At 61.9% G+C, this 13223-nt stretch carries 13 protein-coding genes; 6 read left to right on the top strand and 7 right to left on the bottom strand.

Annotated elements, in window-relative coordinates:
* Positions 1 to 8: 8 nt before the first annotated feature.
* The 4 genes from rfbD to ACTIGF_RS04390 are packed head-to-tail and all read right to left on the bottom strand — an operon-like array spanning position 9 to position 4515.
* A complete protein-coding gene (gene rfbD, locus ACTIGF_RS04405) occupies positions 9 to 899 on the bottom strand; it encodes a dTDP-4-dehydrorhamnose reductase (RefSeq protein WP_439635713.1) in 891 nt (296 codons plus the stop codon).
* Positions 896 to 1942, bottom strand: a complete 1047-nt coding sequence (gene rfbB / locus ACTIGF_RS04400) for a dTDP-glucose 4,6-dehydratase (protein WP_439635712.1) — start codon at positions 1940 to 1942, stop codon at positions 896 to 898. Before rfbB ends, rfbD begins: the two co-directional genes overlap by 4 nt.
* A gap of 2 nt (positions 1943 to 1944) precedes the next feature.
* Positions 1945 to 2523, bottom strand: coding sequence for a dTDP-4-dehydrorhamnose 3,5-epimerase (gene rfbC / locus ACTIGF_RS04395; protein ID WP_439635711.1), 579 nt, complete (start codon positions 2521 to 2523; stop codon positions 1945 to 1947).
* A gap of 12 nt (positions 2524 to 2535) precedes the next feature.
* Positions 2536 to 4515 (bottom strand): sulfotransferase, encoded by a 1980-nt coding sequence (locus tag ACTIGF_RS04390; protein WP_439635710.1) that lies wholly within the window; start codon positions 4513 to 4515, stop codon positions 2536 to 2538.
* A 744-nt stretch (positions 4516 to 5259) separates the two neighbouring features.
* On the opposite strand from ACTIGF_RS04390, the gene ACTIGF_RS04385 reads away from it, so the two are divergent.
* The 4 genes from ACTIGF_RS04385 (at position 5260) to ACTIGF_RS04370 (ending at position 10423) form a co-directional block, all read left to right on the top strand.
* Positions 5260 to 6549, top strand: coding sequence for a hypothetical protein (locus tag ACTIGF_RS04385; RefSeq protein WP_439635709.1), 1290 nt, complete (start codon positions 5260 to 5262; stop codon positions 6547 to 6549).
* 179 nt (positions 6550 to 6728) lie between these two features.
* Entirely contained in the window at positions 6729 to 8513 is a 1785-nt protein-coding gene (locus tag ACTIGF_RS04380; RefSeq protein WP_439635708.1) for a GspE/PulE family protein, read from the top strand.
* 12 nt (positions 8514 to 8525) lie between these two features.
* On the top strand, positions 8526 to 9221 hold the full coding sequence (locus ACTIGF_RS04375; RefSeq protein WP_439635707.1) for a hypothetical protein: 696 nt from the start codon (positions 8526 to 8528) through the stop codon (positions 9219 to 9221).
* Between the two features lie 2 nt (positions 9222 to 9223).
* Positions 9224 to 10423, top strand: a complete 1200-nt coding sequence (locus tag ACTIGF_RS04370; protein ID WP_439635706.1) for a type II secretion system F family protein — start codon at positions 9224 to 9226, stop codon at positions 10421 to 10423.
* 14 nt (positions 10424 to 10437) lie between these two features.
* Here ACTIGF_RS04370 and ACTIGF_RS04365 read toward each other — a convergent pair whose 3' ends face one another.
* The gene (locus ACTIGF_RS04365; protein WP_439635705.1) at positions 10438 to 11151 is read right to left on the bottom strand and encodes a methyltransferase domain-containing protein; all 714 of its coding nucleotides are present in this window, start codon (positions 11149 to 11151) and stop codon (positions 10438 to 10440) included.
* Positions 11152 to 11314: 163 nt separating this feature from the next.
* On the opposite strand from ACTIGF_RS04365, the gene gspG reads away from it, so the two are divergent.
* Together gspG and ACTIGF_RS04355 are read left to right on the top strand one after the other, a co-directional pair.
* Complete coding sequence (gene gspG / locus ACTIGF_RS04360; RefSeq protein WP_439635704.1) at positions 11315 to 11767, top strand: type II secretion system major pseudopilin GspG; 453 nt, start codon at positions 11315 to 11317, stop codon at positions 11765 to 11767.
* Positions 11768 to 11770: 3 nt separating this feature from the next.
* Positions 11771 to 12184 carry a pilus assembly FimT family protein gene (locus ACTIGF_RS04355; protein WP_439635703.1) on the top strand — a complete coding sequence of 138 codons (414 nt, stop codon included), beginning with the start codon at positions 11771 to 11773 and terminating at the stop codon, positions 12182 to 12184.
* On the opposite strand, the gene ACTIGF_RS04350 is transcribed toward ACTIGF_RS04355, so the two are convergent.
* Both ACTIGF_RS04350 and ACTIGF_RS04345 read right to left on the bottom strand, forming a co-directional pair.
* Positions 12181 to 12597, bottom strand: a complete 417-nt coding sequence (locus tag ACTIGF_RS04350; protein ID WP_439635702.1) for a type IV pilus modification PilV family protein — start codon at positions 12595 to 12597, stop codon at positions 12181 to 12183. The two genes, ACTIGF_RS04355 and ACTIGF_RS04350, sit on opposite strands and share 4 nt — an antisense overlap.
* Positions 12594 to 13217 (bottom strand): hypothetical protein, encoded by a 624-nt coding sequence (locus tag ACTIGF_RS04345; RefSeq protein ID WP_439635701.1) that lies wholly within the window; start codon positions 13215 to 13217, stop codon positions 12594 to 12596. Before ACTIGF_RS04345 ends, ACTIGF_RS04350 begins: the two co-directional genes overlap by 4 nt.
* Positions 13218 to 13223 lie beyond the last annotated feature (6 nt).

Below are 13223 nucleotides of genomic sequence, written 5' to 3'. Positions count from 1 at the left end.
ACGCTCACTCAACCTATGCGCTGCTCATAGCGCTGAGCGATCACTTCAGGCAAGCCCGCGCGCCAGTCTCCGGCGTCGATTCCAGCCGCATCCAGCAAGGCTTGGGCGTTCAACCGCGTGTCTTTCGGGCGTTCGGCGGCTTGCGGGAAGGCGCTTGAATCCACCGCTTCGATCACGGGTTCGCCGTTCAGGTGCGGCCGCGCCAGGTCCGCAGCGGCCCTGGCGAAATCATACCAGCTGGCATAGTCACCGCCCTTATAGTGAAAGACGCCGCTCGGCCGTTCAGTCTTAGCGGCGAGGGTCAGGAGCGCCTGCGCCAGATCGGGCGCCCAGCTGGGCGTGCTGATCTGGTCATCCACGACCTTGAGCGGCTGTCCTTGATCGAGCCGGTTCAGGATGGCGTTGAGAAAGCTGCCGCCGCGTGCGTCAAAGATCCAGGCGGCGCGCAGGATCAGCGCGGTGTCGCAGACATCAAGGATGGCCTGCTCGCCCTGATGCTTGGTGCGTGCATAGACATTGAGCGGGTTGGTCGGCGCCGTCTCGGCATAGGGAGCCTGCCCCGGCGTCCCATCAAACACATAGTCAGTGGAGACATGGAGAAAGCCGACGCCGCGGGCCTTGCAGGCCGCCGCGAGTCGCGCGGGGCCGGCGCAATTGAGCGCATGGGCGGCCATCTCGTCGTTTTCCGCGCCGTTCACATCGGTATAGGCGGCGGCGTTGATCACGATCCGGGGGCGATGATGGTCCAGCAAAGCGGCGGGGTCATGCTGGGCGAGGTCGAACTGATCACGCCCGCAGGTCGTTACAGCGTCGCTTTGCGACGCCAGCGCTCGCGCCAATTGCCCCGTGCGCCCGATCACAAGGATCGGGGAGTCGGCGTCCCTCGGGTCCGGCGTCATGCGCTCAGACCCAGCCGTTCGCCCTGATAGCTCTTGTCGAGGATGGGTCGCCACCAGTCCTCATGCGCCAGATACCAGTCGAGCGTTGCGGCGAGGCCGTCTTCGAAGCTGACGGACGGGCTCCAGCCCAGCTTGGCCTTTATGGTGCTGGCGTCGATCGCATAGCGCTGATCATGACCGGGGCGATCGGTGACGAACTGGATCTGTTCAGAGCGGTCTGACTCTGCTGGGCGGATCGCGTCCAGCCGGTCGCAAATCGCACGGACGACCTGAAGATTTGTCCGCTCGGCGTCGCCGCCGATGCAATAGGTTTGCCCCGCCTCGCCCTGGCTGACCACCAGCTCCAGCGCCCGCGCATGGTCGTCCACATACAGCCAGTCGCGCACGTTTGAGCCGTCGCCATAAACCGGAAGGGCTTCGCCTGACAGCGCTTTCAGGATCATCAGGGGGATCAGTTTCTCCGGAAACTGACGCGGCCCGTAATTGTTGGAACAGTTCGACACCCGCACATCCAGCCCGTAGGTGCGGCCCCAGGCGCGCGCCAGATGATCGGACGCCGCCTTGGAAGCCGAATAGGGCGAGGACGGATCATAGGCCGTCGTTTCGGAGAATTTGCCGTCTTCACCAAGCGAGCCGAACACTTCATCAGTCGACACATGCAAGAAGCAGAACCGGTCCGCCGCGGCGCCGCGCGTGTCGCGATAGGCGCGCGCGGCCTCCAGGAGGGTGAACGTGCCCAGCACATTGGTGTCGACGAAGTCTTTTGCCCCGGTGATCGAGCGATCCACATGGCTTTCCGCCGCCAGATGCATCACGGCGTCAGGTTCAAACCGGTCAAACGCCTGGTGAACCGCCTCCGCGTTGCGAATGTCCGCGTGCAGGAAGCTGTATCGGGGATGACCGTCGAGATCCGCCAGAGACGCGGGAGAGGCGGCGTAGGTCAGCGCGTCGAGATTGAGCACGTCCCAGCCGGTCTCCAGCACAAGGCGTCGCACCAGCGCCGAGCCGATAAAGCCGGATCCGCCTGTCACCAACACTCGCATTGCTAGGCTCCCTCCCACCCCGCGGGGAAGAGCGGGGCCACGTCTTTCAGGCGCGGCGCGGCGGCGTCTTTATCCGATAACACCGGATCATCCACCCCCCAGTCGACACCCAGATCGGGATCGTTGTACGCCACCGATCCATCGTGCTCCTTGGAGTAATAGTCGGTCACCTTATAGGCAACCCGGGTGTTCGCGACCAAAGTCACAAAGCCATGCAGATAGCCCGGCGGAACCCAGAGCTGACGCCCGTTCTCCTCGCTCAGCTCCACCGCCGCCCACTGGCCATAGGTGTCGGAGCCCATCCGAATATCCACCACCACATCCCGAATCGCGCCGGTCATCACCCCGACCAGCTTGCCCTGGGCGTGGGGCGGAGATTGATAATGCAGGCCGCGCAACGTGCCGGCATGGGCCGAGAAGGACAGGTTGTCCTGCACGAAACGTTGATCGAAGCCGGCGTCGGCCAGGCGGCGCTGATTATAGCTCTCGCTGAACCAGCCCCGCGAATCGCCGAATCGGGTGGGCGTGATCAGAAGAGGAGCGTCCGGACCAAAATCCGTATCTGGGATGAGTTCAAGCATGTCAGTTGATCGTTACGCGTAACCAAAATGTTTGCGCCAAGGCTCGAGTGGGGCGAGCGCGCCATCTGTCAGGGCGCTATATCGTGTCCAGCGCCCTTGCGACGTTGTGTAGAGTTTCTGGATAACCTGATCAGCGGAGGCGGTTCGAATGACTTCTCGCTCGCGCGCCGTTTTCCAGAAGTCGACAAGTCCATCCTCCCACGGCAGACCCAAACCTTCCACAATGGGTTGCACGACCTTTTGCAGGTCGGTGACCAGGTCTTCATAACGCACATAGCTGACGTCGATATCGAGGATCTCTTCCGCCTTCACCCAGTAGCTCATGATCTGGTCATAGAGCGCGACCGCGCGCTCTATCGAGGTGAAGTGATACATGGCGTCATTCATCAGAAAGTTTTGCGCGAAGCAGGATGTGACGACGTCCGCCGGGTCTCGCAGGGAAAAGATATGCTTGGCGTCCGGGAACATGTACTTGATCAACCGGGCGTAAGGCGTGTTCAGCGGCATCTTGTCGACATAGGTGATCTGTGGATCGAGCTCAGTGCGTGCGTACTTCGCCAGATTGTTGAAATAGAATTGTTGAAGCAATTCTGGGTCGGTGTCGTAGAAGGCGCGCAACAAATCCTCGGTTTTCGCCCCGTTTTGTACGGGCTGATCGCGAAAGCGGGCGTCCAGCAGCGTGTCCCGGATCACCGGCAGCTCCTCCAGGACTTCGATTTTTGAGTGTGTCCGGAAGATCGTGTCCAGCAATGTCGTGCCTGAGCGCGGAAAGCTGTATATGAACGCGACTTGCGGCGCGTCTGTCGGGGATTTTACGGTATGAGCGCCAAGCGAGTCGGAAGCCTTGGACAAAAGGTCGTCTGTTAAAGCCTTGACCCGGGCCGGGTAGTTGGCAGGGGACAAGCGTCCTGTTTTGACGGCCATCTGGGCATGCAATTCATTGCCGAACTGGTACTTTTCGAAGGCTTTGTCGTATTCGCCGACCTTATCGTAAAGTCGGCCAGCGATCATGGCGAAGTTCGCCTGATCGTCGCTGGCGAGCTCATCAGGATCAAAATGACTCTCGAGTATGGCGAGCGCCTTGTCGGTTTCCCCCAGATTATTGTGCATCATGGCGCGGAAGAAGTGACCGGCGACACGAGTCGTTTTCACACCGTTCTCGTCCATGATGTCGATGACCTGCTTCATCTGCGTCCCGCCGCCAGGTTTGTTCAGGATCCGAAGCGCATTGAGCAAAGTCTCTTCATCGGTCGGGTTTTGCCGGGCGAGCTCCAGCACCACAGACTGGGCTTGGGTGTGCAGATCCATGTCTGACAAGGCATTGGCATAGGCGAAACGGAAGCGACGGTCCTTGCGGGCTTCCGCATCGGCGGACTCAAAGAGCGCAATGGCTTCATCAGCGCGCGAATCAGCCGCAAAGGCATAGCTGGCGGTGGTCAAAAGCCGCGTATCCGAAGGAATGCGCTGCAGGCTGCGCTTGGCGCTGGCGGCTGCGAGGTAATTGAGCCCGCCAAAACTCAACAGCTCGATGTTCAGGATATGCAGGCTGACATCATCAGGAGCCAGCGCCATGGCGGCGAGGGCGGCGCCCTGTGCCTGGTGAACTTGCGTCGTCATCCGATAGGCCTGAGCCAGAATGCGCCAAATCCGAGGGTCAGGCATGTCCTGAAACAGCTGATTCTCGACGAGGGAGATGATTCGCTCGAACTGGCCGCTCTGGGCCAAGGCGTTCAGCTCTTCCAGGGGTGTGACGACCGGTTTGCGAGCCAGAAAGGCCGTCAGGGCGCTCCTGCTCAAATTGGCTTTCTCGGCAATCTGTTTTTTGAGGGGGTCCAGGCTGGTTGGATTGTCCAGATGAGGCTGAATGAGATGGATGTATCGAAGCGCCAGTTTGGGTTTGCCGATATTATAAAGCGCGATGGCGAAATCAGCGCGGTACTGGTCGGTCTTGAGCAGAGTGGCGGCGACCTTGAATAGAAAAAGCCCGCTCATTTTTTGTGCGGCTGAGTTGGCGCCCATTTGCAAAGCCGCGAGATTGTGGAGTGCGACAGCATTCGCCGGGGCCAGATGAAGCGCTTCATGATACTTCAACGATGCGCTCAGGGGCTCTTGACGCTGAAAAAAGTCATTTGCTTCACGCATCAAGGCTATGGATTGGTTCGCTAGCGCATTCATCTTCGGTTCCCCGTTTCAGGCTCTTGCCGCGATCGCTAAGGGGTCATTCAGCTCGGGTCAATGCGCGAGCAAGGGCCTCATGATCCGCAATAATCGCGCGAGCACAGGGGCAATGGCTTGTTAAGCATTCGCCGCTAGACCTAAAAGCGCCTAACCGAGCTGCAACTGAGGAGCGATCAATTGCGTTGGCATTCTTCTGGCGCGGGGGCGTGCCCCAAAGGCCACAACTGTTTCAGAAGAGCCCGGATTAGGTATGAAGGCGAAGGCCGTAAACCAATAAACCGGTTGACACTGACACCATAGCTCGCCTTTATTCCGATCGTTCGGCGCCTCGCTTGAGGGGGGCGTGAAACCGTGTTCTCTGCAGGAGCACGACAAATTCATGTTTGGCCCCATGGCGCTGAACAGCCATGGCTAAAAATCAATTGGGGGATTCCCAGATGAAACTGACTAACCTTCTCACCGGCGTTGCTGCCGCCGCTCTTCTGACCGGTGCTGCGAACGCACAGATCGCTTCCGGCGACCAGAACGGCAACGCAACCAACGACCTGGGTGCGTCCCTTGTCTTTAGCTTCCGAGCTGGATCTGACCGAAGCTGCACCGACCGGTAACGTTGAACTGACCCTCGGCGCAGACGAGACCACCGCTCTGGCCGCTCTGGCCGCGACCGACTCCGTCACCGTCAAGTTTGACCTCTCCGGCGGTCTGTCTTGGGACGGCAACCTGTCTGACGCCAACCACATCGGCACCACCACCACCTGCGAATTCAACATTTCCGCAGCTGGCGGCACCGGCACCCAGACCGTGTCCTACGCTCTGGACGGCACCACTGAAGACGCCACCACCTGCGTCGACACCAATGGCGACCTGGCGTTCTCTTTCCCGATCGAAATCACCGGCGCTGGCAACATCTCTTTCGAGATGACCCTGACCGCAACCGGCACCGTTCTGGAATCCGGCACCCTTGACGTTGACGGCGGCACCGCCGGCACCCAGGGCTATGTCCGCACCGCCAAGGCGTTCACCTATGCCTTCGCTGACGACGCCACCTCCGAAGCCGTGTCTCTGGCTGGCGACTATGAAGTGTTCACCGGCACCGGTGTTCTCGGCACCCTGACCGGCACCGACACTGCTGGCGTCATCGTTGCTGCTGCAAACGCTGGCAACACCGCAGCTGACTCGTCTGCTGACACTCAGGTTGACGGTGGCGAACTGACCGTGACCTTCCCGGCGCCTGCTGGTATCGCGTCTGTGACCCTGGGTCTCGGCACTCCGGTGACCGAAGATCTGGTTGCTGGCGTTGCTACGTTCGACCTGGACGCATCCGACATGGACGATTTTGACGGTGCTTCCGTCACCATCACCGCCAACGAAGCAACCGGTGCTGACGTTGCGGCTATTGCTAACCAGCAGCCGACCGCAACCTTCACCGTGTCTGCTCCGGCCGCGTCTGACCTGACGGTCGCTGGCGACTCCGCGGTGAACAACACCGACCTCGACGAGCTGCTTCGTCAGGGTTCCAACATCGGCACCTTTGAGTGGGTTGGCGACACGAATGCTTCCACCAGCAATGTGTTCCGCGCAGTTGGCCTCGGCGCCACCCTGCCGACCATCCGCGTGACCCTCGACAACTCCACCGCTGACGTTGACGGTGAGTACGTGGTGACCCCGGCTGGCACGCTGACCAACGGCGAACTGCTGATGACCGAAGCTGATATCGAAGCTGCTGTGGGCTCTGCCTTCGGCCGCGCTGACATCGACTTCTCCTTCGAAGCTGCTGGCGTCTCCGTCCGCCGCTTCCTGGTCGGCACCAACGGCACCCTGACCGACATGGGTGACGACAACGGCTAATCCTACTGATCTTCGGATCAATGGATGGAAAGGGCGGCTTCGGCCGCCCTTTCTTTTTGTCTGGATACGAGTGGGGCTCAGCGTTTTGACTGAACCGCGCGGCTTTCCCCGATGGGGAGATGCAGTATGCTCTGCGCAGGATCGCCAAAGCTCAGCGGCGTATCGGGGCAAGTGATTTCATGGACCACAGACGGATTGGCGACATTTTGCTGGAGCGCGGCTATGTGACCGCGACCGATGTTGAGCGCGCAGCCCGTTATCAGGGCGAGATCGGGGCGCTGTTCGGCCAGGCCTTGCTCCGCTTGGGCGCCGTTTCAGAAGACGTGTTGCTGTCCGCGCTCTCTGATCAGCTTGACCTGCCTGTGCTGACGCCTGATCACTTGCCTGAAACACCCTCGCTCTATCGTCAGGCGGCGGACTCGCTGGGCGTGTCCGTGGACTGGCTTTTGCTGCACGACACCGTGCTCTGGTATGCGCCGGAGTCTGGTGATGCGTCATTGACCGCCGAAGCGGCAGATGATCATGACGCGACATCGCCGCACGATTACGGCGCCCGCGCCCTGATCGTGTTTGCGCGCTCGCCCATGGATCCGGCCTTGCATGAAACCCTGTCGCGACAGGCGCAGGGCGATGTGCAGATCGTGCTCGGTCCAAACCGCCTGCTCGACACGGCGCTTGCGGGTTTGCGTTCAGCGGGCCGGGTGCAAGCGCGCGATGATATGGAAGATGCGCAGCGCCTGCGCGAGATGGCGGAAGAGGCGCCGGTCATCGACTTTGTGAACGGCGTGTTCGAAGACGCCCTGCAGCGGCGCGCGTCGGATGTTCATATCGAGCCGTTTGAAAGCCATTTCCAGATCCGCTTTCGTGTGGACGGCGTGCTGCACCAGATGCAGACCCTGCCGCGCGCGCGTTTTGACGCCGTAGCCAGCCGGATCAAGCTCTTGTCCAACATGGACATCGCCGAGCGGCGCTTGCCGCAGGACGGGCGTCAGTCAGTGCGTTTTGCGGGACAGGATATTGACCTGCGCGTGTCTTCTCTGCCCGGCGCCTGGGGGGAAAGCCTGGTGCTGCGTCTTCTGCGAAAGCAGCAAGAATTGCCAAGCCTTGAGGGGTTGGGGCTTGAAGGCCACGCCATGAGCGTGTTCCAGCAGCTGATCGCCGAGCCCAACGGCGTGATCCTGGTCACCGGCCCCACGGGCTCGGGTAAGTCCACCACGCTTTATCGTGGCCTGGAGCTGGTGAATGACGGCGAACGCAAGATCATCACCATTGAAGACCCGGTCGAATATGACATGGCCGGCATCACCCAGGTGCAGGCGCGGTCCGAGATCGGCTACACCTTCGCCAAGGGGCTTCGCGCCATCCTGCGTCAGGATCCTGATGTGATCATGATTGGTGAGATCCGGGACGGCGAGACCGCATCCATCTCCGCCCAGGCGGCGCTGACCGGTCACCTGGTTCTGTCGACGCTTCACACCAATTCGGCGTTGGCGGCGATCGAGCGCCTGATTGATCTCGGGGTTGAACCCTTCCTCGTGTCATCGGCTTTGCGCGGACTTATGGGCCAGCGCCTTGTGCGGCGCTTGTGCGAACATTGCACCCGCCCAGCGGGCCCTGACGACGTGGCGTTGGGCGAAAAGATGTTGGCGGAAGCCCGGCGCGATGGCGCGACAGGTCTGCCGGCGCATTCGCACTGGCGCAGCGCGGACGGCTGCCATCATTGCGGCGGTCAGGGCTATACCGGCCGGGTCGCCGTGTTTGAAGCGGCGCGCGTGACGCCAGCCTTGCGCAGCGCCATCAATGACCGGGCGGATGCGGCGGGCCTGCTGGCCGCCGCGCGTCAGGACGGTTATCTGACCATGCTGGAAGATGGCTTGATCAAAGCGTCCCAAGGCGTCACCTCGGTTGGTGAAGTCTTGCGGGTTCTGGGCGCCGGTCAGGCGCGGCAACAGGCCCGAGCCTGAGGGGATCAATCGATGAGCTCGCACTACAGCCATTACGACGCCCTTGAGAACATGAAAAAGGCTGTAGCGGACGGCCATCATCGCGCCGTGATCGGCGGCATGTGGGATGAGCTGGGGGCGTTGCAGAAACGCTTCTTGCTGGCCCAGGGGCTCAAACCCCATCACCGCTTCATTGATATGGGCTGCGGATCCCTGCGCGCAGGCGTACCGTTGACCGAGTATCTGGATACGGACCGCTATTACGGCGTGGATATCAGCGCTGACCTGCTGGACGCCGGGTATGAGCGAGAGATCATTCCCGCCGGTCTCGACATCAAGCTGCCAAGGGATCATCTGGCGGCGAACGCGGACTTTGATGCGACGGGTTTCGGGGTGATGTTTGACTATGGCATCGCCCAGTCGGTCTTCACCCATATGCCAATCGCGCGGCTGACGGATTGCCTGACGGCGCTGGCGCCGGTGTTCGCTCAAGACGGCCGGTTTTATGTGACCTTCTTTGAGCGCCCCGCCGATGCGGCGGCTGACGCGCCTTTGCCGCACGAGCCGGGCGGGGTGGTGACCTATCCCGATCGTGATCCGTATGACACGACGATCACGGCGCTCACCGCTGCGACGCCCAAAGGCTGGCGGCTGGATGTGCTGAACCATTGGGACCACCCCCGGGATCAGCGCATGGCCCTGTTCATTCGCGACACTGGTCAGGACTGATCATGCCCACCTATCTCTATCGCGGCTTGAATTCAGACGGCGCTGAGGTGGACGGCCGTCTGACAGCGGCAGACGAGGTGGAGGCGCTTCGCCAGCTCGAAGCCCAGCGCATCGCGCCGTTCAAGCTCAATGAAGCCGGTCTGGAGCCGCGCAAGTACGAGCGCAAGAAAGCGCGTCCCCAGGACCGTTTCCGGTTCATGCGGCAATTGTCGGTCTTGCTCAAAGCCGGCACGCCTTTGCTGGACGCGTTTGACTCGCTGAGCGCAGACGAGCCGTGCAAGGATTTGGCGGAGCAGGCGTTGAGCGTGCGTCGGGATCTGCGCTCGGGCGCGCAATTATCCCTGGCCATGCGGGATGGGTTTGTGGATCTGCCGGCCTATGCCCCGCGCCTGATCGAGCTGGGCGAGGCGACCGGGCAATTGCCCAAGGCGCTGGCTGATATCTCCACCCAGATGGAGCATGATCTGAAGGCTGCGTCCGAAATCCGCAATGCGCTGGCCTATCCCGCGTTTCTGGCGGTGGCGGGCGTCTTCGCCATCGTCTTCATCTTCCTGTTTGTGGTGCCGCGCTTCGCAAACCTTTTGGGTGATGATCGCAGTTCCCTACCGGCGCTGTCGCGCTGGGTGATCGAGACCGGCGTCTTCATGAGCGAGAACATGATCCAGACAGGGCTGTTCGTCGCGGGTTTGGTGGCTGTGGTGTTTGCGCTGTCTCGCAACAAGGGCGTTCGAACCAGCCTGTCTGAGCTTATGCACCGCATGCCGGTGGTCGGCAGCTTCCTGACCGCCTCGGAAGTCGCGCGCTGGGCGCGGGCGTGCGGCACTGCGTTGTCTGGCGGCGCGCCGCTGGTGGACGCGTTGGTGTTGGCGGAATCCGCGGTCAGTTCGGCTCGTCGCAAGCAGGGCCTGGCCGAGGCGCGACGCGCGATTCGGTCAGGCGAGCCGATCGACGCCGCGCTGAAAACCCATGCCGGGTTTGATTCCATGACCGTCAATCTGGTGCGCACGGGCCGGGCGTCGGCCAGCCTGGATGAAATGCTGCTTTTCGTGGCGGACCTCTATGAGGAGGAATCGCGCAACCGGGCCAAGCGGCTGACCTCTCTGGCGGAGCCGCTCGCCATTTTGTTCATCGCCATGGTGGTGGGCACGATCGTGATCAGCCTGGTGCTGGCGATGACGAGCATTTACGACATCGCCATCTGACGCGCACGCCGTGGTCAGGCGCGCCAGCGCTTCGCCGGCTTGCCAGCCAGCCCCAACTGGTCATCAAGCGCTTCGAGCCGGCGTGGGTCGCGTGCGATCGCCGCCCATTGCGCGCCAGGATGGTGCCAGTTGATCAACTTCATCACCAGGCCATTATCCGCGCATTGCTGATCCAGCCAGGGCTTGGGATAGGGCACGTTGAACGGATAGGTCCAGTCCGCCTCGGGCAGGGGCGTGTCGTCTTCTCCAAGGATGAAGCTGAATAGAAACAGGCCGTCCTGTTTCAGGCTTTGCGCCGCAGTCCGGATCAGGTTCGCGGTCGGTTTGGGGCCGGAATGGGTGACGATGGATTGCGCCATGATGAAATCGAACTCGGCGTCAAACACGGTGCAGTCAAATGTATCGTCATTGGAAAACAGCGGCGCCTTGAGGGTGCGAAGCTGGCCGCCGGTTTCATGGGTGAACCCGTCCTGGATCAGCCAGTCATGGGGCTCGATCCCGTAATACTTGCCGCGCAGCAGGAACGGGATCAGGCATCGCCCCAGACGCAGCGAGCCGCAGCCGAAATCGAGCACGGTGTCTGTTTCCTCAAGACCCAGAGCCGTCAGCAGGTTCATCTGCAGCAGACCCAGCAAGCCATAGCGGCCCGGCGGGCCCACATAGGCGCGGTAATGGTCATCGCCGGCTTGAAGCTGGTTGGCGTCGGTCGCGGAAAGATGGCGGGTCATGTTCGGCTCCTCTGGGTTCAAGAGCTATATCAGCGCCTTGCCCGTGCGAAAACCGATCAAACCGCACTTGCGTCTTTCATTGCCTGTTTGGCGGGTGGTATGAGTGTCTGAAGCGGCGAGGGGAGCCGCGTTATGACACTCCAGTATTGGATGAGGTTCGCCCATGATCAGTCTGGCTCGACGCTTTCAGCCCATCACGCGCGCGGCGCGGAAGACGCGCTCGGGGTATTCTCTCATGGAAGTCCTGATCGCGGTGGCGATCATCGCTGTGCTGGCGACTTTGGTCGGGCCGCGCCTTCTGGGGCAGCTGGACCGCTCAAAAGTCACCGCCGCGACCACGCAGATCCGTATGATCGAAACTGCGCTGGATACGATGCGGCTCGATATCGGACGTTATCCGACCGAAGAGGAAGGCCTGGGTCTTCTCCAGACCCCGAACGAAGCCGTCTCTGCGATGTGGACGGGTCCTTATCTTGATGGCGGCTTGCCGGCCGATCCTTGGGGCCGCCCGTACCAGTACCGGGTCGGCGGCGGGTCAGACCGTGGCCAGGTCTTCTCTTACGGCGCGGATGGTCAGGAAGGCGGATCGGGGCTCGACGCCGATATCGGCCTCTAGATCATGACCCTTGGGCTCAATCGCGCCCTGTGTTGCGTGCGGGCGGGATATTCCCTGCTAGAGGTGATCGTCGTGGTCGCGATCCTGGGGATTGCGGCCACCGTCAGCGGCCCCTCTATCGGTCGGATGATCTCAGGCCAGCAGGCCCAGCAAGTGGTCCGCGGGGTGGCGACCGAAATGGGCGCCCTGCGCGCCGAGGCCTTTCTGAGCAGCAAATCTCTAAGCGCGGAAGATGTTCAGGCCCGGCTGGACGCGCAGATTCCGTCTGATTGGCGCATCGAAGTGGATGAAACCCTTCACCTCGCATCCAGCGGATATTGTACGGGGGGAGGCGTGGTCCTGATCGCGCCGGCGGGGCGCCGCTGGACGTTTGATGTGTCTGAGGGCGATTGCGCACTCACACAGACGACATCCTAGAACCGGGTGGGGTCGTAGACCTGGACCCAGCCCACGCGCCGGATTGTCAGATCTCTCCGGGTTTCACCGCGTTCGAGGGTCGCCTGGACTTCATAAAGCCCCACACCCCAGATGCTTGCCCCCAGATAGCCGTCGGCAGGGCTCTCCGACGCAAGCTCACGGCTTTCCCAGCTCAGCCGCCACTCGCCAAGGTCCATCTCGCCTGTGGGTTGGGCGATCGGGTCTATCGTTTGCAGCACGGCCAGAGCGCTTTCCTGTGCGTCCAGCAGATCTGACGCGGTTTGAAGCCGCGCGGCGGTGTTCGCCAGAGTTTGCTGAAACGCATAGAGCGGGATGATGGCGATCGCCAGCAAGGCGACGGCCACCAACGTCTCCATCACGGAAAAGCCGGGCCGGGTGCGGATCGAAGTCATGACAGCCTGTCTACGATAAACGCCAGGATGAAACCAGCAGCGAGGCCCGGTGCGAAGGGCAAGCGGGTTTGGCGGCGCGCCCTGGCGAGCAAGCCCAGGGCCAGTGTCACTGCGGCCCCGATGGCCACCCCGAGAGCGGCGGTGACAGGCGAGCACCACAAGCCCAACGCTCCGACAAGTACGATGTCGCCGCCTCCCAATCCCATCTCGCCGCGTCTCAAGCGGCCATACAGACCCGCCAGTCCCAGAATTCCCATGGCCAGGACGGCGGCGATCGCCATGTCCAGACGTGTGAGACCCGGCGTCAGGAGCGGTGCAGCAACCAGTGCAGCCAGAGCGATGATGACGCTGGTGAGGTCGGCGAGCACCCCGAAACGCCAGTCCATGCTGACCGCGACGCAAAGTCCGGACAGCGCCGCCAGAAGCGCGCTGGCGATGATCAGGTCGCGGGTGACGACATATGCGCTGAAGGCCAGCAGTCCGCCCACTCCGCCACAAAGGGCGGGGCTGATGCGTGACGGCGCCCCCGTCTGCTGGGCGCTGATTTCACGATCAATCCAGAGCGCGGACAGGCTGGCCAACACGCCTGCGATGAGCGCCAGACCTGCCACGCTGCTCATGCCTGG

Source organism: Oceanicaulis sp. (assembly GCF_051859625.1).
Classification (GTDB): domain Bacteria; phylum Pseudomonadota; class Alphaproteobacteria; order Caulobacterales; family Maricaulaceae; genus Oceanicaulis.
This window is presented reverse-complemented; position numbering and strand designations above follow the sequence as displayed.

Excerpts from the sequence above, each read along its gene's own strand:
- rfbD (WP_439635713.1), bottom strand. The coding sequence starts at position 899 with ATGACGCCGGACCCGAGGGACGCCGACTCCCCGATCCTTGTGATCGGG.
- rfbB (WP_439635712.1), bottom strand. The coding sequence starts at position 1,942 with ATGCGAGTGTTGGTGACAGGCGGATCCGGCTTTATCGGCTCGGCGCTG.
- rfbC (WP_439635711.1), bottom strand. The coding sequence starts at position 2,523 with ATGCTTGAACTCATCCCAGATACGGATTTTGGTCCGGACGCTCCTCTT.
- ACTIGF_RS04390 (WP_439635710.1), bottom strand. The coding sequence starts at position 4,515 with ATGAGCGGGCTTTTTCTATTCAAGGTCGCCGCCACTCTGCTCAAGACC.
- ACTIGF_RS04380 (WP_439635708.1), top strand. The coding sequence starts at position 6,729 with ATGGACCACAGACGGATTGGCGACATTTTGCTGGAGCGCGGCTATGTG.
- ACTIGF_RS04375 (WP_439635707.1), top strand. The coding sequence starts at position 8,526 with ATGAGCTCGCACTACAGCCATTACGACGCCCTTGAGAACATGAAAAAG.
- ACTIGF_RS04370 (WP_439635706.1), top strand. The coding sequence starts at position 9,224 with ATGCCCACCTATCTCTATCGCGGCTTGAATTCAGACGGCGCTGAGGTG.
- ACTIGF_RS04365 (WP_439635705.1), bottom strand. The coding sequence starts at position 11,151 with ATGACCCGCCATCTTTCCGCGACCGACGCCAACCAGCTTCAAGCCGGC.
- gspG (WP_439635704.1), top strand. The coding sequence starts at position 11,315 with ATGATCAGTCTGGCTCGACGCTTTCAGCCCATCACGCGCGCGGCGCGG.
- ACTIGF_RS04355 (WP_439635703.1), top strand. The coding sequence starts at position 11,771 with ATGACCCTTGGGCTCAATCGCGCCCTGTGTTGCGTGCGGGCGGGATAT.
- ACTIGF_RS04350 (WP_439635702.1), bottom strand. The coding sequence starts at position 12,597 with ATGACTTCGATCCGCACCCGGCCCGGCTTTTCCGTGATGGAGACGTTG.
- ACTIGF_RS04345 (WP_439635701.1), bottom strand. The coding sequence starts at position 13,217 with ATGAGCAGCGTGGCAGGTCTGGCGCTCATCGCAGGCGTGTTGGCCAGC.